This window comes from Psychromonas aquimarina ATCC BAA-1526, assembly GCF_000428725.1.
Lineage (GTDB): Bacteria > Pseudomonadota > Gammaproteobacteria > Enterobacterales > Psychromonadaceae > Psychromonas > Psychromonas aquimarina.
Map to the genome: position 1 here is coordinate 92,116 of NZ_AUAM01000010.1, position 25,096 is coordinate 117,211.

15 protein-coding genes and 2 tRNA genes are annotated in these 25,096 nt (G+C 42.4%); 9 read left to right on the forward strand and 8 right to left on the reverse strand.

Annotated elements, in window-relative coordinates:
* Positions 1 to 353: 353 nt before the first annotated feature.
* Complete coding sequence (locus G337_RS25495) at positions 354 to 4,484, reverse strand: TOMM system kinase/cyclase fusion protein (RefSeq protein WP_051302924.1); 4,131 nt, start codon at positions 4,482 to 4,484, stop codon at positions 354 to 356.
* A gap of 458 nt (positions 4,485 to 4,942) precedes the next feature.
* Entirely contained in the window at positions 4,943 to 6,853 is a 1,911-nt protein-coding gene (locus G337_RS0103340; RefSeq protein ID WP_028862617.1) for a DNA topoisomerase III, read from the reverse strand.
* A gap of 194 nt (positions 6,854 to 7,047) precedes the next feature.
* On the opposite strand from G337_RS0103340, the gene G337_RS0103345 reads away from it, so the two are divergent.
* From G337_RS0103345 to G337_RS0103355, 3 genes are all read left to right on the forward strand, one after another.
* Positions 7,048 to 7,563 carry a hypothetical protein gene (locus tag G337_RS0103345; RefSeq protein ID WP_028862618.1) on the forward strand — a complete coding sequence of 172 codons (516 nt, stop codon included), beginning with the start codon at positions 7,048 to 7,050 and terminating at the stop codon, positions 7,561 to 7,563.
* 195 nt (positions 7,564 to 7,758) lie between these two features.
* Positions 7,759 to 7,834: transfer RNA gene (locus G337_RS0103350), tRNA-Val, on the forward strand.
* A gap of 38 nt (positions 7,835 to 7,872) precedes the next feature.
* Positions 7,873 to 7,948 (forward strand) — tRNA-Val (locus G337_RS0103355).
* Between the two features lie 271 nt (positions 7,949 to 8,219).
* Here the strand turns inward: G337_RS0103355 and fbp are convergent.
* Positions 8,220 to 9,221 (reverse strand): class 1 fructose-bisphosphatase, encoded by a 1,002-nt coding sequence (gene fbp / locus G337_RS0103365; RefSeq protein WP_028862619.1) that lies wholly within the window; start codon positions 9,219 to 9,221, stop codon positions 8,220 to 8,222.
* A 518-nt stretch (positions 9,222 to 9,739) separates the two neighbouring features.
* Between fbp and G337_RS0103370 the strand changes: the two genes are divergently transcribed.
* From G337_RS0103370 to G337_RS0103390, 5 genes are all read left to right on the forward strand, one after another.
* Positions 9,740 to 10,678, forward strand: coding sequence for a LysR family transcriptional regulator (locus G337_RS0103370; RefSeq protein ID WP_084605268.1), 939 nt, complete (start codon positions 9,740 to 9,742; stop codon positions 10,676 to 10,678).
* A 416-nt stretch (positions 10,679 to 11,094) separates the two neighbouring features.
* A complete protein-coding gene (gene deoA, locus G337_RS0103375) occupies positions 11,095 to 12,426 on the forward strand; it encodes a thymidine phosphorylase (protein ID WP_028862621.1) in 1,332 nt (443 codons plus the stop codon).
* Between the two features lie 498 nt (positions 12,427 to 12,924).
* Entirely contained in the window at positions 12,925 to 13,599 is a 675-nt protein-coding gene (locus tag G337_RS0103380; protein WP_028862622.1) for an ABC transporter ATP-binding protein, read from the forward strand.
* Positions 13,599 to 16,064, forward strand: a complete 2,466-nt coding sequence (locus G337_RS0103385) for an FtsX-like permease family protein (RefSeq protein WP_028862623.1) — start codon at positions 13,599 to 13,601, stop codon at positions 16,062 to 16,064. The genes G337_RS0103380 and G337_RS0103385 overlap by 1 nt, the downstream gene beginning before the upstream one ends.
* Complete coding sequence (locus G337_RS0103390) at positions 16,061 to 17,212, forward strand: lipocalin-like domain-containing protein (RefSeq protein WP_157619199.1); 1,152 nt, start codon at positions 16,061 to 16,063, stop codon at positions 17,210 to 17,212. Before G337_RS0103385 ends, G337_RS0103390 begins: the two co-directional genes overlap by 4 nt.
* 168 nt (positions 17,213 to 17,380) lie before the next feature.
* On the opposite strand, the gene G337_RS0103395 is transcribed toward G337_RS0103390, so the two are convergent.
* The gene (locus G337_RS0103395) at positions 17,381 to 19,177 is read right to left on the reverse strand and encodes an ABC transporter transmembrane domain-containing protein (protein WP_245597626.1); all 1,797 of its coding nucleotides are present in this window, start codon (positions 19,175 to 19,177) and stop codon (positions 17,381 to 17,383) included.
* A 204-nt stretch (positions 19,178 to 19,381) separates the two neighbouring features.
* On the opposite strand from G337_RS0103395, the gene msrA reads away from it, so the two are divergent.
* On the forward strand, positions 19,382 to 19,972 hold the full coding sequence (gene msrA, locus G337_RS0103400) for a peptide-methionine (S)-S-oxide reductase MsrA (protein WP_028862626.1): 591 nt from the start codon (positions 19,382 to 19,384) through the stop codon (positions 19,970 to 19,972).
* 261 nt (positions 19,973 to 20,233) lie between these two features.
* On the opposite strand, the gene G337_RS25500 is transcribed toward msrA, so the two are convergent.
* The 4 genes from G337_RS25500 to G337_RS27555 form a co-directional block, all read right to left on the reverse strand.
* The gene (locus G337_RS25500; protein WP_051302925.1) at positions 20,234 to 21,631 is read right to left on the reverse strand and encodes an alpha-amylase family protein; all 1,398 of its coding nucleotides are present in this window, start codon (positions 21,629 to 21,631) and stop codon (positions 20,234 to 20,236) included.
* A gap of 359 nt (positions 21,632 to 21,990) precedes the next feature.
* Positions 21,991 to 22,143 (reverse strand): ATP-binding protein, encoded by a 153-nt coding sequence (locus G337_RS29515; RefSeq protein WP_084605269.1) that lies wholly within the window; start codon positions 22,141 to 22,143, stop codon positions 21,991 to 21,993.
* 44 nt (positions 22,144 to 22,187) lie between these two features.
* Positions 22,188 to 22,811 (reverse strand): hypothetical protein, encoded by a 624-nt coding sequence (locus G337_RS0103410; RefSeq protein WP_028862627.1) that lies wholly within the window; start codon positions 22,809 to 22,811, stop codon positions 22,188 to 22,190.
* 449 nt (positions 22,812 to 23,260) lie between these two features.
* On the reverse strand, positions 23,261 to 25,012 hold the full coding sequence (locus G337_RS27555) for a cache domain-containing protein (protein WP_051302926.1): 1,752 nt from the start codon (positions 25,010 to 25,012) through the stop codon (positions 23,261 to 23,263).
* Positions 25,013 to 25,096: the final 84 nt, after the last annotated feature.

Consider the following 25,096-nt stretch of genomic DNA (forward strand, 5'->3'; position numbering starts at 1 on the left):
CTTTGCAAATTTAATAAATCTCGTTGATAACATTTCCCTATCGAATATTTATAATACTTCACCCAGCCATTTTTTTCACCCTATTGTCACAAAATAGATATCTTTAATAGACTGTTTTTCAGTAAACTTTTACCGTCATCATCTTTATCTTCAATCACTTGTGCCAAGAAAAACTATTTTCACTTTTAAACGACATAATTAAATATCAAACATTAATACCAATTAACATAACTAAATAAACTGGGAATACCAAGAAAAGATGCGAATTTTGACAGGACACGGTAAAAAAGATGTCTGCAGGGGAAACCGCTGATACCTATAGTAATCAGCGGCGTATCAAAAGAAGCTGTTATTTACCTGACTTCTCGACAGTCAGCTAATAATAAACTTGCCTCCTGAAAGACTGTAGTTTCAAAACCTTCACTAAACCGGACTAATAATGGTTCCAGTAATTCGCTGATCTTACGGGTCTGATTTTCAAGCTTATAAAGCTTGCAAAGGTCTACACAAGCATCTAACTCTAATGCGATGGAGTGCTGTTTTTGGGCAATATTAACAGCACTTTTTAGAGCATCAACAGCGGCATCAGTGTCGTATTCAGAGGAAGCTAAATAGCCCTTTGCCCGTATACGGTAAAGTGTAGACAGCGCAATAGTTTCTCCTGTTTTATGGCACCAGTTAATACTTTCACTTAATAACTGCAGCGCCTGCTCAACATCACCCAGTTTGATCTTGGTTTCAGCGAGTGTCGCTTCATAAAAGGTCATTGCAAACAGTTCGTTTTCCGCCCGTTTTTGAGCAATAAACTGCGCCGTATGCTGCGTAGATTCATTCGCCCACTCTTCCAGACACTTTAAAAATAACGTACACCAGGCCATATCTGGATAACGCTCACACATTTTTTTATTATCTTCGGAAACCTCAAGAATAAAATCCGGCTCTTTTCTAAAGTAGCCGATCAAACCAAGGTAGATATTCGCCATCGCAACCGATGCCGTATGACCGATTGCAGCAGCCCGCTCATGGGCACTTTTAGCCGTTGCAACCGCTTGATCTGCATAACCCAGCTTCCATAATGCTAATGCCAGCGTCATTCTGCAGTAAGACTCCGGCTCTAAGGAATATTTAACCGCTAAGCCCTGATGTTTTTCCGGATCATACATAGCAATAGCTGTTTCTAAGGTATCTTTGGCCTGTAGATACATACCTTCCATATAATAGTTTTGCCCTAAAATACTTCTGATTGCTATTTCGAATTCTACATCCTTTAATAACATCGCCTGCTTAAGCAGCTCTTCAGCAGTTATTCTTGCTTTGCTGCGCATGGAGCGCACATTATAAAAACCAACTAACGCAAACTTACTGCTTCTTTCAAGTTCCATCTGCGCTTCTGTTAACGAGCCCGACGGTAAACTTTTCAAAGCCTGCAGCGCAATTTCACATCTTTTTATCTCTTCGCCGACACTGTCTGCTCCCATACCCGCAACGATCATAATAGCCGGCAGCGTCACCGCTAATAAGTGCAGCGATGATTCAAACTTTTCTGCACTGTCTGTCCGTAATTCATTCCAGCTGAGTACTTTATTAGCAATATCAAAAGCACTCTGGCTAAGCGACTTAGCTAATGCAGTTTGAGACGAGGATAACCCCAATTCAACCGCTTCAGTATAACGCTGCGCATTCGCCAGGTGTTCCGCCACTACTATATCAGAAGTGTTTGCCTGAGTTTTCAGTGCATCGGCCACACGGCTGTGAAGTGTAATTAAAGCCGCCGATGGAATAGAGTCATAAGCAGCATCTCTTACCAGAGCATGCTTGAAAATGTAGCTGTCTCCGGCAACCTTTCTCTGCAGGTAGATAAGTTCAGCTTCTAATAATTCAGCTAAATCATTCTGCAGCTGTGCAGCGCCTCGCTGTGAAGCGCCCGCAAGCAGATCATAATCAAACTCGCGGCCGATAACAGCGGCCAGCTGTGCTGTTTCTTTTGCTGACACCAATGTATCAAGTTTCTGCTGCAGGGAATCTCGTAAACTGTTGGGCACCTCATTAATATTTTCAGCATGCGTAAAGTCGGTAATACCGTTTAAATGCTGCGTCAGGCCTTTCTGCTTAAGCATGTTGACCAGTTCTTCAATAAACAGCGGAATACCGTCGGTTCGAGATACCACAACATCTAATAAATGGGCCGATACTTTTTTCTTATCAAAAAGGTTAATAACAAACTCACGGGTTTTAACCTGGGATAATTTAACTATCTCAATTAGTTCAAATTCAGATTCATTTAACAGCTTAGGCAGAGGCAGACGAGAAGTGGTAATAAACACATCATCTGATTCAATAAAACCTTGATCCATCGTCAAGTAACCAACAAATTCAATGCTGGTTGGATCTGCCCAGTGCATGTCTTCAAAGAGAAACAGATTAGGCTGAGTTTCTCCTGCTCTGACCGGGCTGACTAACAAAGCAGACAGACCTGCAAATAAAACCTGCTTCTGCAGTTCCGGGCTTAGAGGGGAAACAGGCATACCTTCGGGTAAAGGTAAACCTAGCCAGGAGCAAAGCACAGGCAGCGTTTCCTGTAAACGAAGCGGCTGTATCTGATTCAGCTCTTTAATAAGCTTCTGTACAGCAGCTGACTGTGTCAGAGCTTCTAATGAATACTTATGTTTAAGCATATTTAGAATCGGGTATAAGGCGTTATTTACCTGCTCAGGCAGACACTGTGCCACATGATGAAGCATCTGCGGACAGCGGTTTCTTAGTTCAAATATTAAACGCGACTTACCTATCCCCGCTTCACCATAAACATGAGCGAACTTACAGCTGCTTTGTCTATTGGCGGCCGGATTATAAAGCAGTGAATCCAGGCGGTTAAGTTCTTCTTCCCGGCCGATAAAGGTATTATTATTTTGTGCTCCACGTAAAAATCCAAATGCTTCAACGTAGCGCTCGGATGTTAAATTAAACAAGGCTGTTTCAGTGGAATCGATACCCAGGCTGCAGCTCTGCTGCGGCTCAAAATTAATATAGCCTTCCAGCATATTGCGGCTGCTGTCCGAACAAAGTACCTGACAACACCCCGCCATACGCGCAAGCTGCATAGCAGTATTCGGCGTATCCCCTTCCGGCACGGCATCGGCATAACAGGTAACTAAACCAGTATGTATGCCGATCCGGATCTCCATGCGAATCCCCTGGCTGCTTTTAAGCAGAGCATTACGTTTGCGTAAACTGCTGATCATATCCAGAGCGGTGCGTGCACACAGACGAGAGTCATTATCACTCACCGCTGGATAACCAAAATAAAATAACTGCGTGTCACCCAGCGTACCGGCATGAAAACCGCCGTAACGGACAGCCGTATCTAAACACTGGTTTTTCTGATCGCGGTGCAGTGCATCAACCACTTCATGATCAAGAACCTGATCTGTCACCGAATGCATACTTAAATTGATACTCAGCGCAGTTATCTGTTTACGCTCTGTTAAGCTGCTGTACTGCAATGCCTTATCATGAATAACAGTTTCATCAAAATCACTGCGCAGTACTGTTGTATGATGTTCATTCTGGTGCTCTTTGGGTGCGGCCATCTCACCGACAAGATTAGAAAAATTAATCTGCGCAAGTTCCTGGTATAACTCCCGCGCCTTAACTGTGCGCTCATGCGCTTTTTTCTGTAAAACCCGGCGCAACAGAGCCGCAATGGGATGACCGACAATAGCGGCCGGCAGAGGTACATTGGTCTGACTCAGCTGTTTATGAAATACCGATGCCAGATTAGAGCCCGACATAGCAGGCTGCCCGGTCAGACATTCAATAAAGACCAGGCCCCAGACATAAAGATCGGTTTTTACTGTCGGCGGCTCGCCGCGCAGCTGTTCAGGAGAACTATATGAGGGTGTACCTAAGGTTTCCTGCGTCAAGGTGATGCTTTTATGATCCTCTAAACGCGCTTCATTCACTAAGGTACCGATACCAAAATCAAGTACTTTAGCGTGTGTTTTGGCGCCTGTTTTACTGAGAATAATATTAGCGGGTTTAATATCGCGGTGGATAACTCCCTGCTCATGCGCATGGGACAATGCATCTAAAACCTGCCTCATAACAGCAGCCGCATCAGCGGGCGGCAGAGTGCCGGATTCAAGCAGTGTCTGCTTTAAGGTTTTTCCTTCTACAAACTCAAATACTGCATAAAGAAGCTCTCCGCTTTTACCTTTATCTAACAAACGCACAATATTGGGATGCTGCAGTCGACTGCCTAATAACGTTTCCCGCTCAAAACGCTCTATGTAACGAGTCCTTTTAGGCGGATCAAATTCAGCACCGATCGACAAAAATTTAATAGCAACAATCTGCCCGGTATTAATCTGTACTGCACGATAAACACGGCCGAAACCGCCTTCGCCTATTTTTTCAAGCAGCTGATATACAGGAGAGTCAAACTGCTCAGAAATTTCATCACAAAGAGTTGCTTTTGTCGTCATATTTTTTTCATTTTATTATGAGCTTGGAGCTCTGAAATTAGATAAAAAGGTTACGGTAGTAACAGGAATTTTGCAATATTTCTGTACCAGCATTACGTTTCAGCTCTCATTTATAAGCTCATAATAGCAGTTTAATATAAGCAGTCTAATCAAGAATTTCACAAATATATCGACTGCCTAAAAGATAACCAGACAGCCTATTTTACTGAAAGCGCACTCAAAAACAGCTTCTGCAGGATGAAACTATAACGGCAGGTTTGAATTTATGCATAAGCATAATGAATGTAAAAACCGGCTTGCAGCTGTTAACAACAAGCACGCGAAAAGACTTTATAATTAAGCACTGATTTTTCAACACCAAAACATCACTCAAATGTCCAATATTTAAGTAATACATACCTACTCACATATAGGTTTTTCTGGTGCTTCAAAAACAGCACTGCCGGCCCTAAAAGTCTCTAAGATGACTTCTTTCTTTTAACTCTTCTTTTCTTCTTAAACACATTTACACCAGCCGGTAAATTTGTCAGTGCCTGCGGGCCGTCGGCAATAGCTTTGTCGATAATATTTTTTAACTGCCCCAGCAGCGGCGCCACAAAGCCCTGATAGCTTTGCGACTTTTCACTGATAGCATTCAGCTGCATCTCCCACTGGGCGGTCATATCCGGTAAAGTCAGCATCTCTGGTAAACTGTCAATCAGCTTACGCCCGGTTTCCGTCGCTTTGATGACTTTTCCCGTTCTCTGTAAAAACTGACGCTTAAACAGCAGTTCTATAATACCGGCGCGCGTTGCCTCGGTACCTAATCCGTCGGTGTCTTTCAGTATCTTTTTCAGCTCAGCATCTTTGACATAACGGGCAATATTGCTCATAGCCGCCAGTAATGTTGCATCGGTAAAATACGCCGGCGGCTGAGTATTTTTCTCAATCACCTCTCCTTTATTACAAAACAGCTTCTGCCCCTTAATCAGCCTGGGCAGAAATGTATCTTTTTCCTGTTTATCAAATAATACTTTCCAGCCGTCACTGAGTTTAGATTTTGCTTTACTGATAAAAAGACCGTTATTGATCTCAATCTCAGCCTTACACTCTGCATATTGATAATCAGGATAAAACTGACACAAATACTGGCGGGCAATAAGGTTATAAATATTCTGCGACATCTTATCTAAACTGTTTAACGATTTTTTACTATCAGTGGGGATAATTGCATGATGCGCATCAACTTTTTTATCATTCCAGGCCCGGCCCTTAATAGACAAATCAATGTTATCCACAGCTTGTTGTAGGGATAAGTCATTGTTTGAAATGGCCTGAGTGACCGATTTTGCCTGGCTGTGATGATTACGCGGTAAATATCGCGAGTCCGAACGAGGATAAGTTATTAACTTATATCTTTCATATAAAACCTGACAAATATCTAAAACCTGCTGCGCGCTGCAGCCGTAACGTTTAGCGGCATCAATCTGCAGTGCAGATAAATTATAAGGCAGCGGCGCTGTCTGTTTTTTGTTCTTAGCAGTAAAACTAATCACCACTGCAGGCTGATTTGTAATGCGGGCGGCTACATTCTCAGCAAGCCCTTTTATTAAAACGCGCCCTTCTTCATCCTGATACTGAGCACAGGCTTCACTGGGTTTCCATTTTGCCGTGAACGCCTGTGCACCGTCCTCAACATTAGTAATTAATGATGCCAGCACTTCATAAAAAGGTTTACTGACAAACTGTTCAATCTGCTGATCCCGCCTTGCCACCAGCCCTAATAACGGTGTTTGTACCCGCCCGACTGAAATAACCCCTTTATAACCTGACTTTTGCGCCTGCAGCGTATAAACACGGGTCAAATTCAAGCCATATAACCAGTCCGCCCGGGTTCTTGCCAGAGCCGAGGTCGACAGAGCGATAAACTCCTGATTAGAGCGTAACTGCTGCAGCGAACGTTTAACTGCATTGGTTGTTAAATCACTCACCAGACAACGCTGCGTCTGTTTAAGTTTATTACCTTTAACACCGCTGAAATGAATCACCTCATCGACCAGCAGCTGCCCTTCTCGGTCGGGGTCGCCGACATGCACCAGCTGATCAGCCTGTTTAATCAGTTTTTTTAATACAGCCAGCTGCTTACTGGTGCGGGGAGTCGATTTCAGTTTCCATTTTTCAGGAATAATAGGCAGGTGTTCAAACTTCCATTTTTTATATTCAGGATCGTAAGCTTCCGGATCAACCTGTGTTAACAAGTGTCCAATACACCAGCTGACCACATCACCATTACCGACATGAATACAGCCGTCCGCTTTTCGATGTGGTTTGGGCAGCGCATCAGCAACGGCACGCGCAAGACTTGGTTTTTCAGCAATATAAAGTTTCATTGGCTCATTTTTGTGACTGTTTTTTTACACAGTATTAGAATTTCAACAACAACACAAATTAAATCACTGTAAAAACAGTGTTTATGGAACCAATTAACAAAGGCAGAGACTAACATGAACAACACACTTACAAATGCGGCCGGCAGCCGGTCAGCACAATAATAAGTTTCAACTTCGCCATTGGTACATTAGTTATGAATATAAATATCCCGCTTGTCATGTTAAGCCCGTTACTGCTGTCACTTTCAGCCTGTGACGCACAAGAAACTGAAATACCGTCAGAGCCTGCGGAAATGCCGAAAAAAGAACAGGCCGAAAGCGCTCCTGCAGCAAATGTCAGCGAAGATAAAATCCCGTCTGCTGATGCAGTAAAAGAAAAATCACCGGATAACTGGGATAAAGCCAAAGAGTCAACGGATCAGGCCTGGGAACAGGGTAAAAAAGCAGGTGAAGATCTGCTTAAAGCCGGCAAAGATTCCGGCGAAAAAATCTGGGAAGAGAGCAAAGAAGCTTCAACTGAACTTTGGAATTCCACTAAAAAAAGCTCCGAAGAGGCCTGGAATGAAGGCAGTAAAGCCGGTGAGCAGCTCTGGGATGATGTAAAAGGTAAAAGTAATGAAGTCTGGGATAAAAGTAATGACAAGCTTGATGAATTATTAAACGACAAGGACAAAAAGAGTGAATTTGAATCTCAGTTTGATGAGATTTAACCATCCGACCCCTACTGAATTTAAACAACTGTACTTAACTGTTAAGTTAAAAAACCAGCATTTTCGTTTAACTTAACAGTTTTTTATCCAATACGTGCAAATAAACATCAAACGAACCAAAAACTTAAAAGAACTATTGACAGTTTTGCGGGGACAAAGCAAAATCACCTCGCTTTCAACAGCAAAGAAAATAACGCTCGCTTAACTCAGTTGGTAGAGTGCCGCCATGACATGGCGTAGGTCACTGGTTCGAGTCCAGTAGCGAGCACCATTTTCTTGTCTGTAACAGCTATTAACATATAAAATAATGCTCGCTTAACTCAGTTGGTAGAGTGCCGCCATGACATGGCGTAGGTCACTGGTTCGAGTCCAGTAGCGAGCACCATTTTTCTCCTGCAAGATCTTCTAAAGTTTTACCTGCTTAAGTCTACCTGTTTTAACCAAATCTAGTTTCATAACATCTTGTGCAATATACGTTTTTAACCTGAAAATCCCATAATCGTTCATGCTGACAGTCCAGCTTACACGCACCAAAAGTTACTCTAATATGCAGACAGGCATCCATACTGATTTGGCATGGATGCCTGTTATTAAATGACAAAGTTTAGCTTTTAATCACAGCTGGCAAAATCGAAGCATTACGCTATGGTCATTCCCTAGCCTGAATATTTAGCCATAAAGTCATTGGTATCTTTAACCATATTCTTACTGCCGCAGAAAAAAGGTATGCGCTGGTGTAATTCTGTCGGCGTTACTTCCATAATACGGTTATAGCCGTCACTTGCTCTACCGCCCGCCTGCTCAATCAAAAACGCCATCGGATTACATTCGTATAATAAACGTAATTTTCCTTTAGGTGCAGAAGCGGTTGAAGGATAGAGATAAATGCCGCCGGTTAATAAATTACGGTGGAAATCGGAAGCCAGTGAACCGATATAACGTGATGTATAAGGACGGTTTGTTGGTGTATCGATCTCCTGACAGAATTTCAGGTATTTTTTTACCCCGTCCGGAAATTTCAGGTAATTACCTTCATTGATAGAATAGGTACGCCCGTCTTCCGGAATACGAATATTTTCATGAGAAAGGTAGAATACGCCCAGTGACGGATCGCAGGTAAATCCGTGCACACCGTTGCCTGTTGTATAAACCAGCATGGTAGATGAACCATAGATAATATATCCGGCGGCAACCTGTTTAATACCCGGCTGCAGGAAGTCCTCTAATACTGCCGGCTGACCGACAGGGCTGACACGTTTATAAATTGAAAAAATGGTACCGACGGAAACGTTTACATCAATATTCGAAGAACCGTCCAGCGGATCCATCAACACGACATATTTACTGTTGATGCCGCGTTCACTGTTAAAAGAAACAAATTCGTCTTCCTCTTCCGATGCAATACCGCAGACTTCTCCTCGTGCTTCCAATGCGGCTTTGAATGTTTCATTAGCATACAAATCCATTTTCTGCTGCACTTCCCCCTGCACATTCTCAATGCCGGTTGCCCCGATAATATCAACTAAACCGGCTTTATTGATTTCTCTATTTACCACTTTAGCCGCTAAACGGATAGATCCAAGTAATAGAGATAATTCCCCTGTAGCTTCAGGAAAATCCTGCTGCTTTTCGATGATGTATTCACCAAGTGTGATCATGTTTGTCCCTTTCTAATAATGCAATGGTACTTTGAACGAAATTACTTAGTTTAAAATACCCGTTACCAATCAAAATGCATTTATCAGTCACCCGCTCGGATACCAAGACAAGGCGCAGCATGATGACAATGGCGGGCCCTTATCGAATGCTGCAACGCAGTATTGGTTTTCGAGCGAGTGACCCTCGGGCAAGCCGAGAGGCAAACATCTTCGTTGTTGTGAAGCCTCGATTTAACCAGTTAGATCTTCATCTTCACGCCTAGAAGCTGCCCACCTCTCGACTTGCTGATTTTTGCATCTTGAATGATAACGGGTATAGATACTGCCGATATAATAAGCAGCACTGTCTTTCAGTGGTTATTGTGAATAAAAAACACGCAATGATATATACCGGTTTGAAAAAGCTCTGTTTACATTTGGAAAAGATAGTGATTCTTTCTGTGCGGAAACTATCTTTTAAGTGGAGTACGCCCGGGTAATTTTGTAATATAGACTTTTTGCCTATACAGGAATCGATTATGAAAAGCCGAGCTAATCAGATGCTTATCTTACACATCTTAAAAATTAGCGGCAATTTCACCAAGGCGGCTGAAAGATTAGGGGTTTCTACTTCTTATGTCAGTAAACAACTGATGCAGTTAGAATCTGAGCTCAAGGTTCAGCTTGTACAAAGAACGACTCGAAACCTGGCATTAACTGATGCGGGAATTGAATATGCTGAGTATTGCGCACAGTTACATTCAATTGTGCAGAATGCAGAAGCGGCAATGATGGATGCCACCGCGCAGATGTCCGGTACCATACGTCTAGCGCTGCCCCGTTCTTTCGGCATACTGCATGTTATTCCGGTCTTAGATGAACTGCAGGAAAGATATCCAGAAATTAATTTTGAAATCACGCTGACGGATCGAAAAATTGATATGTTAAATGAAGATGTTCATTTATGGATAACAACCTATGAGAATATTAATGAAAGTTATATAGCGCAGAGAGTTGCTGATGGTAACTTTGTGCTTGCAGCCTCTCCTAAGTACCTTAAAAGCCATGCTGCACCGACACATCCACAAGATTTATTAGATCATAATTGTGTTATTTATCACAGCAGTACACGTGACTATAGCCATTGGCCGTTTATTAAAAATAATGAGCAGTTAAATATCCATGTATCGGGGAACTACCGCGTAGATCTTTCTGAAGCGGTAAGAGATGCAGTGATTGCCGACCATGGTATCGGTTATATCGCGACTTACTTGTTATCAGATGAATTTGAAACCGGAAAACTAGTTCAGCTGCTTCCTGACTGGAAAGCAAATTTAGTGATGCCTGTTTATGCTGTTTACCCTCGTAAAAAGCACCTTCCGGAAAGGCTTACTGCCGTTATCTCTTTTCTAAAAGAAAGTATTAAATGTCCCCCCTACTGGGATGCGGCTTTGAGCCCCTGGCTTAAAAACAGTTAATCAATAAAAGGCTCAATTTGAGCCTTTTTGTTTTTAAGCTGCCTGCGTTTATATTTGTCCTTTATCTCTAATCTTTTGTTTTAGCCCTGCATCTTTTCCATACGGCAATAATGTTTTTACGAAATCCTATATATCCAGTCTCTGCTCGGGCGTAATATGAATGACAGCATTTCTTCTACCTATGTAAATACTGAAGTAGATTAATGTCAGATTTATAAACAGCAGCTTTACGCGCAGAATTTAAACACGCTAGATGACGATAACAGGGTTCAACAAGTGATTGAGCTTTGTTATAAGACAAAAACAGTTGCAGATACCGGTTCCAGTTATACTCGTTTATCCTCTTTCTAAAATAAGAGGTAATTGACTATAACTATTCTACAATTTAAAACTCAATGAAGAGTTTGGAGACACAGATGTTTTTACCTCAGGAAATTATTCGTAAAAAACGTGACGGCCAAGTACTGACCGCCGAAGAGATCAATTTTTTTATTCAGGGAATAACAAACGACACCATTTCTGAAAGTCAGACAGGTGCTTTTGCGATGACGGTTTTCTTCAATGAAATGACCATGCCTGAGCGTATTGCCCTTACTTGTGCGATGCGTGATTCTGGTATGGTGGTTAACTGGGACCATATGAATTTTGGCGGCCCGATTGTAGATAAGCATTCAACGGGTGGCGTTGGTGATGTAACTTCTTTAATGTTAGGTCCAATGGTTGCTGCCTGCGGTGGTTTTGTACCTATGATTTCCGGCCGCGGCCTGGGTCATACGGGCGGCACATTAGATAAACTAGAGTCTATTCCTGGTTATAACATTACCCCGGATAATGACGGTTTTGGTCAAGTGACTAAAGATGCCGGTGTTGCGATTATTGGTCAAACGGGTGACCTTGCTCCTGCTGATAAGCGTGTTTACGCAATCCGTGATATCACCGCTACAGTTGACAGTATTTCACTGATCACCGCTTCTATTCTTTCTAAGAAACTGGCGGCAGGTCTTGACTCATTAGTAATGGATGTAAAAGTGGGTTCCGGTGCTTTCATGCCTACCTATGAAGCATCTGAAGAGCTTGCTAAATCAATTGTCGGCGTAGCGAATGGAGCTGGTACAAAAACCACTGCTATTCTGACCGATATGAACCAGGTGTTAGCCTCTTCTGCGGGTAATGCACTAGAAGTACGTGAAGCGGTACAATTTTTAACAGGTGAATATAGAAATCCGCGTTTACATGAAATTACCATGGCACTTTGTGCTGAAATGCTGGTTTTAGGTCACTTAGCCAAAGACAGCACAGAAGCGCGTGAAAAACTGCAGGCTGTTCTCGATGACGGCAGTGCCGCACGATGCTTCGGCAAAATGGTTGCGGGTCTTGGCGGACCGGAAGACTTTGTTGAAAACTATGAAAACTATTTAGAAAAAGCACCTATCGCTAAACCTGTTTATGCAAAAGACAGCGGCATTGTTTCAGCAATGGACACCCGAGCAATTGGTATGGCAGTGGTAAGCATGGGCGGCGGACGCCGTGTTGCGACCGATGAGATCGATTATGCGGTTGGTTTTGATCAGTTTATCCGCTTAGGTGAAACAGCAGACAGTCAGAAACCATTAGCTGTTATTCATGCACGCAGTGAAGCACAATGGCTGGAAGCTGCAGATGCCCTGCTTGAAGCGATTAAAGTCGGTAGTGAACCTTACGTAGCGACACCTGATGTTTACCGTCAGATTCGTGCTGAAGATATTTAATTGTTACTAGGCTTAAAGAGCTGTGATATTTTTCAGCTCTTTAAGCATTACTCAATAAACAGATGCTGCAGTCACAGCAATAAGTACAGGAAGAATAATAACCCTTTAGCAAAAATATTGATTTAATTTCAGCGCATTACACTCCAATGCGGCAAAATATTATAAGAATTTATTCTTCTCCTTCGTCAATATACCTGTTTCTACCCGATTGGCAGGCACAGTCCAGCATTATTCCTACTACTCGTTTCATACAAAGGCATTTCGTTTATTAGCCGTCAAACAAGCCCAGTTGAGGCTGAGCCCTGTCTTCAGATAAAAATTCAACGTCTAAATCCCCTCTGATTTGTCTATGGCAACTTTGCTTAAACGAAAAATGACGCTTATTCTTCTTATGCTGAACTTCTATTTACAGGCGGCTGTAAGTAGAACAAGCAAATAACAAGATGACCTGAAATACTGCTAATTACTAGTTTAAATCATTGAAATTGAGGATTGCTTTTGTCTTTAATTATTGCATCACTTAACCATCAAATTGCTGATGGTGATAATCACCGGCAGATTTTGTCGGATATTAGTTTATCTGTATCACAGAGTGAATGTATTGCATTAATGGGTGACAGCGGCAGTGGTAAAACAACCTTACTCAACCTGATTGCAGGACTTGAACCGATACAACAAGGCAGTATTAGTATTGCAGGTTTACAACTGGCACAAGCGACGGAGAAAAAACTCAGTGAGCTAAGAAAAAAACACCTCAGTATAATTTTCCAGCAGTACAATTTGCTGTCTAACCTGTCAGTGCTGGATAATATTGAATTCAGCGCACGTTTAGCTGGTCGTTATGATGCATTACTTTGCAGCACGCTTACAAAGCAGCTGGATATTCACAGCCTGCTGCATAAGTATCCGGCAACACTTTCCGGGGGGGAAATGCAGCGTGTTGCTATTGCACGTGCACTTAGTGCTCAGCCTAAATTGTTACTTGCTGATGAGCCGACCGGTAATCTTGATGAAAACAACAGTACATGTGTTGTTGAATTATTAGTCAAGTTAGCAAAACTTCATAACACTGCATTATTAATGGTCACCCATAGTGCGAATGTTGCTCAGAGAATGGATAAAATTTATCGATTAGCTGACGGTCAACTAACGTTAGTTGATAAGGCACTTTAATGGAGGATAAAAAATCGACCAGTACAAACGGCAAACCGGCATACCGGGATCTCTTTCTGGTATTGAAAACCCAGGTCGCGGAATATAAAAACACCCCTTTATTAAACCTAGGATTTATTGTCAGCCTGGCCATAGCGACAAGTACCTTGTTATCTATTTTGGTCTTAAATCATGCCAGTAAGCAGCAGTATCAACAGGCAAACCTGCAGTTAAAAAATCCAGTGGCTTTTCATATCGTTGCAAAGCCCGGTGCAAAACTTACTAAGGGTGATTTTGCAGCCTTAAGAAAACAAGGTTTTACGCAGATAACCCCGGTATTAACCTTCATAAAAAAACTGGCTAATGGAAAACGTCTTTCCTTCAGAGCTATTGATATGTTAGCGCTGAGCATCATGAAACCTGAAAGCTTTAACAGCCAGACGGTGCTGCTTAACCAAACATACCGAGATACATTATCTTTGTCCGAAGGGACTAACACAGATCAAGTTAAAAAAACTAAAAATGCAGATAAGGATAACCAGGCAGCTGCTCATAATCACTTTGTATTAGCAGACCAAAGGTCTATTGCCTTTAGTTTAACAGCCGCAGAACAATGGGGTAACGTTGCGCTGCTGGATATTGCGCTTGCCTGGCAGTTATTCCCTGAAGAAGGTGATTTTAGCTATCTAATGGTCGCGCCACTTAGCAAAAAAAATAAACAGCAACTGGAATCAGCATTACCCGGGCACTTAACGCTATATAAACCATGGTCCGTAGAGGAACGGCTGGGCCTTGCCGATGCACTGCACCTGAACCTCAATGTGCTGGCTATATTGGGGTTTATTATGAGTATGTTTATTGCATTTCAAGCCGGCAGTCAGGCGTGGCACAAGCGTGGTAAATTAGCAGCACAATTACGTTTGTTAGGTGTGCAGTTACAAACCCTAAAAACAGCCATGTTGATCGAATTATTATTTCTGCTGATAGCAGCTTCCGGGCTAGGCATACTGATAACTGCCGTTTTAATTTCAGTTTTATTACCATTACTTGGTTTAACCCTTAGCCAGATCTATTTACTTAACAGCAGTGGTCATTTTGTATGGCAATGGCAATACGTAATATGGGCATTTATAATTTCATCGTCAGCAGTATTACTTGCGTTATTCAAGCAGTTTAAGCTTATCAGTACTGCCCATATTGCTCTTTCTGCAAGAGCATCAACGGAGCGCTTTCCTTATCTTCAAACCTCAGCAGCCGGCATTATTTTGTTACTGCTGTTTTTGCTTTGGCCGAGCAGTAACTGGTTTCAGCTTATGGCGAAGTACGGATTGTTATTAATAGCAAGTGTTGCACTACTGCCAATTTTTTTACAATTGATGCTTTTTGTAAGCGGATACTTACTTAATTCTTTTCGCTTTAAATACATTTTTAAAGATGCCGCCAGGCAGATTGCACGACGCTATTTACCGCTTGCAGCATTCTATTTAGCGCTAACTTCAAGTATTGCAGGCGCCTTAATGGTGAATAGTTTTGAGGCGGCTTTTGATAAATATATTGATCAGCAGTTAAGCTCAGATATCTTTATTCGCCATAAGAGCTGGCAGAATCAACAAGTAGTAGAATGGTTAAACAATAAATCAGAAGTTGAACAATACATTTTATTTCAACATACCCGGGCACAAGTCGATAATGAGTCAGTCAAGGTTTCAAGCTACCAGTCTGCTCGCCAGCTTGAATCATTACTATTCAAATCTTCATCAAGCACACTAGATCAGGGGTGTTATATCAATGAACAGCTAGCTTTAAAGAAACAACTTTCTGTCGACCAGACCTTACTCTTATCGCAAGGCGGCAAACAATATAAGTGTAAGATAAAAGGCATTTATTACGATTACGGCTACCCGGGGTTATCTGCAGCTTTGAATAAACAACGAATAACAAAAGTGTTTAACGGCTGGGTTGATACTGGTTTCGGGGTGTTTTTTAAAGCGGGCAAATCGATAAACAAACAAGATATGTTAATGACAATCGAATTAGAAGAGCAGCAGATCTATGAACCACAACAAATAAAGAAACGAGCACTTGCTATCTTCTCTCAAACCTTTGTACTTATGAATGCCATTGTAGCGCTATTACTTTCAATCGCATGTTTGGGGCTGTTTTTGTCTGCAAACAGTTTAGAGCTGGCCCGCAAAACTGATTTATACATTCTTTGCAGTTTGGGATACAGCAAAATGGAGTTGTTTACTCACATGTTGATACAATGGTTACTGCTTGCTTTAGGGACCATTCTGCTGAGCTGGCCAATAGCAGTAATTCTAGCTGATGCATTAGTAAACAAAGTACTGCCAGCCTCATTCGGCTGGTCGATGCCGCTTATGTTAAATGTTGCCCCTTTTGCAGTCAGCAGCTTACTTGCTTTGTTATTTTTAATTCCCGCGTTAAGTATTCCCCTGTTTAAACTTAATGTCAGATCCAGCTTATGAATGTGATAAAAAGCAGCAGACGTCATTTTTACTTACTGCTGATAATAGTGTTTCTACTAGTATCAGGCCTATTGGCCGCTTATTTAATAACAGCAGATCTACCTAGTCGAAATCCTCTAAAAAAACTGGCTGATGATCAGCAGCAATATACACAAGCCTCTGCAGGTAATAATATTACCTTTCCTAAAGCCCATTCACCTCATAAAGGCTATCGACATGAATGGTGGTACTTAACGACTAATTTAACTTCCGAGAACGGTCAGCGTTTTGCCAGTCAATGGACATTATTTCGCACCGCTGTAAATAACCGCCACTGGTATTTTGCTCATGCGGCGTTAGCGGATACAAAAGAGCACCTTTCTGCATTTCGTAACGGCAGAGAAGAGCTTGGTAATGTAGAAGTTTCTGATAGACCTTTTCGAGCAGTTATTGATGACTGGATATGGCAGTCATCTGCACAGTTATTACCCGCCAGGCTCAGTTATGGCTCTTCAAATTACGGCGGCAGCAATGAGCCGCTCAAGAACGCTTCTGCACAAGACCCTGTTTTAGAAAGTGAAGATCTTGAGCAGGAAAACTGGCAGGTGAAATTATCATTATCCAGTTCAAAACCTTTTTATCTGCAGGGAAATAAAGGCTTTAGTAAAAAGCATCACAGTGAAGATATTGCCAGTCACTATTATTCCCAGCCCTTCATTGATGTAAAAGGTGAAATATTATGGCAGGGGAAACGGCAAAGAGTAACTGGAAATGCATGGTTTGATCGGGAATGGGGATCCAGTATGCTCGCGCAGGATCAGCAGGGTTGGGACTGGTTTTCATTACGCTTATCCAAAGATAAAGCGCTGATGATTTACCGCATTCGCTCCCAGGAAGATGATTTTCTATACGGCAGCCTGATGCACAGCAGCGGCAAGATAGATATCTTAGAAATTAAGGATATCAATCTGCAAAGCCGCCTTATAAGTGAGCTTGGTTATCCGCAGGCTTTTACCTTAAAGGTCGAATCTCAAGGTATTGACATTAATATAGATATAATCAATAACAAGCAGATCATGCGTTTTGCTATTGAATACTTCGAGGGAATGGTAACTTTTAATGGATCACATACTGGTCAGGGATTCGTGGAAATGACTGGATATAATTAACGGCAGTTATACCAATCTGAATAAATAGCTGATCAGTTTTACTGGTTAAAACAGCTTATTTCTTCGTTGTAAATTTCGTAAAGGGAACAACCATTTACATCAATTTACGCCTTGAACTAAGCAATTTCTCCTACGCAAAAATAGATCACATACTTAATCCGATTGGTATTATTCCTCTGCGGAGCGAAACTGCAGTTCTACAAGGCGCGCATAAAGAGGATTTTTTGCCACAAGTTCCGCGTGGCTGCCGATTGCTTGAATCCTTCCTTGATGTATAACCACAATGCGTTTTGCCTTGAGTACAGTTGCTAAGCGATGGGCAATAATAATAGTAGTGCGATTGTGCATCAGTTTCTGCAGCGTTTCCTGTACCAGTTGTTCGCTCTCAGCATCCAGCGCGTTCGTCGCTTCATCTAACAGTAATATTGGCGGATTTTTCAAAACGGCACGCGCTATAGCAATGCGCTGTTTCTGTCCTCCGGATAAACGCGTCCCTTTTTCTCCAAGAAATGTATCATAGCCCTCTGGTAAGCGCTCGATAAATTCATCGGCGAAAGCGGCCTGTGCTGCAGACTTAACGTCATCATCACTTGCATCCGGTCGACCATAGCGAATGTTTTCCAGCGCACTGGCGGCAAAGACAATGGTTTCCTGCGGGACAATACCAATAACAGCACGCACGGCTTGCGGATCCGCTTTAGTTATATCAACCCCGTTGATGTATACAGCTCCTGCATTCGGGTCATAAAAACGTAATAACAGTTGGAAAGTCGTTGTTTTACCCGCCCCCGATGGTCCTACAAATGCGATAGTTTCTCCTGGAGTGATGTTCAGGTTAAAATTATCTATCGCAGGCGTATCCGGACGCGAGGGGTATTTGAAATTGACCTCACTAAATACAATACGGCCTCCTCCCTGCGAGGATAAAGATATCGGATTTGCCGGTGCACGAATAAATGGTCGTGCATCGAGTAATTCGAACAGCCGTTCCATCGCACCTGCCGCGCGTTGAACTTCTCCCCACATTTCGCTGAGCATTGCACCTGAACTTGCAAGCAGAACCGTGAATAAAACAAACTGAGCGAGCTCCCCCGGCAGCATGTTTCCAGCCAGTACCTCCCGCGTTCCAACCCAAAGTACCAGCGTCACAGCGCCAAAGAGCAGAAACATGGACCCTAAAGACATCACAAAGCGTCCCCTGATCCGCTGCAGGCCCGCTATAAATGCGGCTTCCACTGCTTCTGCAAAACGTCTGCTTTGTAAAGACTCAAGGGTGAATGCCTGCACTGTCTCAATAGCATTCAGTGTTTCATTAGCCATGCCGCTGGAGTCCGCAATTTTGTCCTGAGCCGCGCGGGACAGTCTGCGTACTTTGCGGGCAATCCACAATATTGGCCCGATTACGGCAGGAACAAGTAATAGAATCATCAGTGTTAAAGAGGGGCTGGTATACATAATGCCGGCAAGAGAAACAATCAACATAACAGATGAACGCAGTACGATTGATATTCCGACCCCGGATATAGACTGTACCAGCGTTGTATCAGTAGTCAGTCGAGATAGAACTTCCCCTGTCTGGGTCACTTCAAAAAAAGCAGGATCCTGTCTGATGACATGTGAATATACTTTTTTACGGATATCTGCAGCAATTCGCTCACCCAGCCAGGTTATCAGGTAAAAACGGCTAGCTGACAATAAACTGATCAGCAGAAGAACACCTAAAACAAGCTTAAAATAAAAATTAATTTTGTCTGGATCACCACTGCTGATACCGCTATCAATAAGGTATCTGGCTGCAATCGGCAGACAGCTCGTTGCCGCAGACGCCATCAATAATACTATGACTGCAGTAATCAGCGTGCCCTTATAGGGGCTCATAAATGGAACAAGAGCACGTAAAGGTTTAAGAGAGGCTCCTTTAGCGCGCAATTCGTTCTGGTCGTTGGTTCGCATATCATTTTTCAATGCTGTTTCCGTCTGTTATTAATCTCAATACTCTTTTAGTTTAATGCTTGAATCATTAATATCATTATTGCTAACAACAGCTTATGATCAGAATAAGCATGCTTTTTAATTTACGCAAGAAAACACAAAAACAGCCCTCCCCTTGTCCAGTCTAGACATGAACCATTTAGACTATTCTTTAGTTAAATAGAAAGGAGAAATATTGTGAAATGTAAACCACTATTGTTTATCTTAACCAGCCTGCTGCTCTCTGTTTCTAATGCGGCGGCAGATAAAGCCGTACTAGCTGGAGGATGTTTCTGGTGTATGGAGTCCGACTTTGAAAAGCTTGAGGGGGTGAGTGATGTCATCTCCGGGTTTACTGGTGGAACGTTAGAAGATCCAAGCTATTACGGCAGTCATAAAGGTCACTATGAAGCCGTTGAGATCACCTATGATGCGGCAAAAATTAGTTATAAAGAGCTGCTGGACCATTACTGGATTAACATTGATCCATTTGATGATAAAGGACAGTTTTGTGATAAAGGCTCAAGTTATTTAAGTGCAGTCTTTGTCGCAGGCCAAACTGAAAAGAAAATAGCGGAACAATCTAAAAGAGAAATAGCCGAGCAGTTCCCTGATCAAAAAGTTGTTACGCCAATTTTAGAAGCGACTGTCTTTTATCCTATTAAAGGTGACGAAAGTTACCATCAGAATTATTATATAAACAACCCCGTTCGCTATAAATTCTATCGCTGGAACTGCGGCCGTGACAAACGACTCAAAGAAATTTGGGGAGATAAGGCGACACATTAAGATGCTTGTTATTTAACAAATCACTTCCAGATTCAAGTAATAAAAAGAAAATGCGCTGCTTCGATTGCTCCTTTTCTTTTTGCTGATTCATAAAACGCCCCGCCTAAGTGTTTTCTGAGCGCCATATATTATTTTTGGTCGAGCAAAGAAAACTCCCCTACCGTTGTAACAGTAAAACCTATGCGAGTCCCCCGGCTGAGCTGGGGGAATCCATGTTTAATTAACGTATAGCGGCTTCATATAACTGCCGCTTAATGTTATTTATGCGGCGGCTAGTTCACCCGCAGACGATGTTACAAATACTCGATCGTATGCAGACATAGTGATGCCTTCTCTTGCGATATTGTAGGTCAATATTTTATCTTCTGTGGTTAGTGTTAACATTGCATTTTTACCAGCCCAGTCATCACACTTCCAGTCATACTGTAAACCGTTATTTACCGCCGCATTAAACTCTTCCATAACTGCAGAAGATGCCTTTATAGTGCGTGCCATAAAGTTATAGAAATTTTTCTTGTTGGTGTCGGTAAAGTCCCAGTTAATCCAACTGATTTCGTTGTCTTGACAATAGGCGTTATTGTTACCTCGCTGTGTATGGCTGAATAAGTCTGCAAATACGATGTGTGGTTCGCCTAGGCTATAAAGCAGTGTAGTCATCATACTACGTTTATCACGCTCTCTACGTGCCGTTGTCTGCTCTGGCGTATCACCCGGCTTATAACGCCCCCAGCTGGCGTTGTCTTCATTCTTACACCCGTCTTTGTTATCTTCTTTATTAGCAAGATTTTGTTTTTCATCATAGCTAACTAAATCTTGTAGAGTATAACCGTCGTGGTAGGTAACGTAGTTCACTGGGCGTTTGCTTTGCCAGTTATTGAATGTGTCCTGGCTGCCTGTAATATACTTAGCGAGGTTGCCTATGCTGTCTGTGCCTTTCCAGAACTCACGAACACATTGACGGTATCGATCAGAGCACTCCTGGAAACCCGCAGGGAATCTGCCCAGCTGATATGTTTCACAATCCCACGGTTCTGCAATAAGTACAGCTCCCTGTAATTTAGGATCATTCTTAATGGCGGTAAGCATCTTAGAGTTAGGATTGAACCCGCCTAAACCGTCACGGCCTAATGCAGTAGCCAGGTCAAATCTAAACCCGTCCACACCGTAGTCACAATGCCACGTATGCATTGAGTGTATTACTTTATCGACACAGTGTTCTAGCTGTACAGTATCGCCGCAGCCGGAGTAGTTTCTATTCCAGTGCGGGTAATACTTGCGGACACTCTTCGCCACATGGTTATATACCACATCGATAATAACTTTAATGCCGTTATCCTTTAGGGTTTTAACCATCTGTTTAAATTCGCTAACTGGATCCCCGTCTTGCGTCGCATAACGTATTGTAGGTGTTATCCAGCATGACGGGTTATAACCCCAGTAGTTAGTTAAACCATTTTCGATAAGGTGTTCCTCTTCCTGGAACTCCATTACAGGCTGAAGCTGAAGTTTAGTTATTCCTGTTTGTTTAAAGAACTCAATCATGTAATCATGACACAGACCTAAATAGGTACCGCGAAATTCTTTAGGGATATTGAAATTTAAGTAAGTAGCGCCTTTGACATGAATTTCAGTGGTTATATCACGTTGGTTAATATCCATCTTTGTATTTCTCTTTATAAGTACGTTAGCAGACGTACGAGGTTCCCTCCAAGCTAGTCTTTTCGAATGTAAAAAAACAACCACCTTATCCCATTCCCGCACCTTCATTTACCTAATTGTTAACTTTGCTATCGTATCTCTTTTTTTGAAAAAATCTGTTGGCCTTTTGTTTTAATTTGTAACAACCTGTAACCATGGCGAATACAGGGCCGGCTAGTTAATTACCATGCCCAGAAAGAAAGTTCGCGGTTTTATATGCAAGCTGCACAGGGAAAAAAGGGAGTTTAGAGGCTGAAAACGCGGCTGCTCTTAGACGCCTGCTGTGTGACTGGATAAACGTGATGAAAACAGCTGTCGATTTAAACCTGCCGGCAAAGCGTAAAGCGGCTGCCGCCAGGAGAAGAAGTTGTAATAGAAACTGATCCATGATGTGAGTCAAGCAGCCGTTTGACGTTTGCCAAACCCAATCCGCGGCCTCCAGATTCCCGGCTTCGGCTGGAATCGAGGCACACAGGGTTATTTACAGAGTCCTGTGCATGGCAGTTATCGTGTTAGACTATTTAATTTGTAATTCACTTACAATAAATAGAATTTTACTCCAATACTCAGATGCAAATTTATACGGCGTGTACGGTAAACCCAGCACATTAAAAAACGCCTTAGCATCACGCATTGTCACCGCAATTTTTCCCGTACCGCCGCAGGCATCACAGCCTACACTTATTTCGTCCCCCTGAGCCGCAGCACAGCGAGGGCAGTGATTATTTATTAGCGATTGTTCCTCAGCGTAGCGGTCTAACGCCAGCTCCTCAGCCGCAATTCGCTCAACCAGTGCTGCTTTTAAATACCAGCTGCCGTTCCCGCGCTGCTCAACAGTCTTTAAATCATGCTTCATTTTCATCAAATTTGCTTTACTTTTATTCGCTTCCGTCCCGAAGCGTTTATACAGTGATTTAATGTATTGTCGTTGTGTGACTAGCGGTTGATCCAGCAGAATAGAGGCAATAATAATGGTGACAATGGTTCTGATCCTTTCATTCTCAACCAGCACATCACAGCAACGCAGATAAATCTCCTTATGCAGTATAAACTCCGCTTCATTATCACCAATATACTTGGATTTAACGATTAACAGTTCTATTTGCTCAACCGGCATTGGCTGCAGTAGTATATGTTCCATTTATACACTCATTTTAAAAATTGTTACAGTGTATAAAGTGGTCAATATTAATCAGCACCACTTTATAATTATTTATTGACCATACATAACCCGGTCATGACAATGAGCGGCAGCCGCTGGACGTTCTCAATTGACAATCCCCTTTAAGATAAGAATTAGTGGAACTGCAGTTATTTGGGAATTTTAACAGCTAATAAAAATCACATATAAATCAAGTTACTACAACATTACCCTCCTGTATGAAGTAAATCTGTTGGCCTTTTGTTTTAATTTGTAACAATTTGTAACAATAATGAATTGTAGCTGAGCAGTCGTTAATTACGATGCCAAAGAAACGGCAGAGGAAAAGTTAAGCAGAGAAGTTAAAGATCTAACGGGATAAATCAAGACTTCATAACCGCCCGCGCAGTGTCTGTCTCGATGATCTCAGTCAAACCTTCATTAGTATTTTAAACCTGCCAGCGAATCGTGAACCGGCAGCCGCCAAGAGGTGACGTTGTATTAGAAACAGAACCGTGATGTTCGTCAAGCACCCGTTTGACAATCGCCAGTCCCAGTCCGTAGCCTCCAGACTCACGGCTTCGGCTGGAATCGACGCGCGCAAAAGGTTCGAAAACCCGTTCCCGATCAGCATCCGGGATACCTGGACCATCATCATCAACATGGAGCAGGTACTCCGTATCTCGTTGTTCTAAGGTCACAACAACCAGACCGTTTCCATACTTTGCCGCATTATGTACCAGATTACTCACCGCCCGCCGTAGATGCTTAGGTTCAAAATAACCTTGTGCGTTCGGCTCAACCAGAAAAACGTGCTGCAGCTGCGCTGAAACTTCTGCTGCGAGAGCCGCCAGAACATCCTCAAGCCAGGGGACTATAGTCAGTGACTGCATCTGCAGATCCGAAACATTGCGGTCGAAACGGGCATAAGTCAGTAATTCACTAACCAGATCCTCCAGCTCATCAATGTCCTGCTGGACTCCAGTGACATAACGGTTCTCCCCTGTCCGGGGGGGTGAGGATTCCATCATTTCTACGCCGAATCGAAGCCGGGCGATGGGGGTACGGAGTTCATGAGAAACCGCGTTAATCAGATCCTTCTGCAAAGCAATCCCCTTAAGAGTAAAGCTGATAACCCAAATGGCCACAATAAAACCGAAAATCACTAAAATCGATGAGACGATAATCATTAAGGTGGTTCTTTCCTCGAAAATCTCATTAGTGGCCTTGGTTAAGCCGTTTTGTATAGTGAGGACATCGCTCTCATAAGCGCCGGTTACAATAATCCAGCCCCACTCAGGGAATATTTTTCGGGCATAATTTATTTTATTTTCAAACTTTTGGGTCGCCGGGTTTTCATAAACAGTTTTAACAAAGGCTTCAGGCTTATTTCTTATACCGGCTGCAATAATTGCAGTAGTAGAGCCAATTGTGCCTACAATTTCACTCTTCGGGTGGGCAAGAATAGTCCCCTCTTTATCTTGTATCCAGAAATAGCCGTTTTTCCCATATTTGGCAATGCTTATGGCGTGTAATGCAGCCGCAATATTATTCTGTTTAAGGGTGCTAAGGTATTCGCCTGATGCAATAACCAGATTTAACGGTTTAAAGTAAAACGAGGCGGTTATCTTGTCTTCTATTTTTTTGGTAGTCGGGTTTAAAAATGAATATTGACTAAAACCAATACTATTGTTTCTGGCAGCCTCGACAACCGTCTGTACAAAATAGTTACCATCAGCATCTTTTTTCTCGTAACCGTTTACACCAACCCAGCTTAAGTTACTGCCGTACGCTTTACTGATCCACGTATCGGGATCATAAGCAAAAAAATATCGGCCGTTATTCCAACGATGTTGATTAAGAAAAACATAGATGCTCTCTGCCGCGTCACTCTCTGAATCACTCTGTTCATAAATTCTTTCAATGGTGCGTTTAAAAGCCGTCATCTCAACAGACAACTCCTTTTTGATATTTTCTAACTTTGACTGCTCATAATAATCGGATATAGAGCGGGTTACTGTATCTACCTGCCCCTTTAGACCGTCATTGAGCAGTGCCGTCACTTTGCTTTCAACATTGTTTTGTTCGGCTGCAAGTACCGCGCTTTGTGTATTTATCAGCGAGGAAATAAAAACAACACCTATTAATAAAAGAGGCACGCACAAGGCAACGATAAGCTTCGTTTTTATCGAAAATTTCATTGATTTAACCTTTTAATTTTAATAAATTGATCACGTTAGTGGTTAAGAACTGTTAAATTTTAACTGCATCATTAGCCCCGCCCC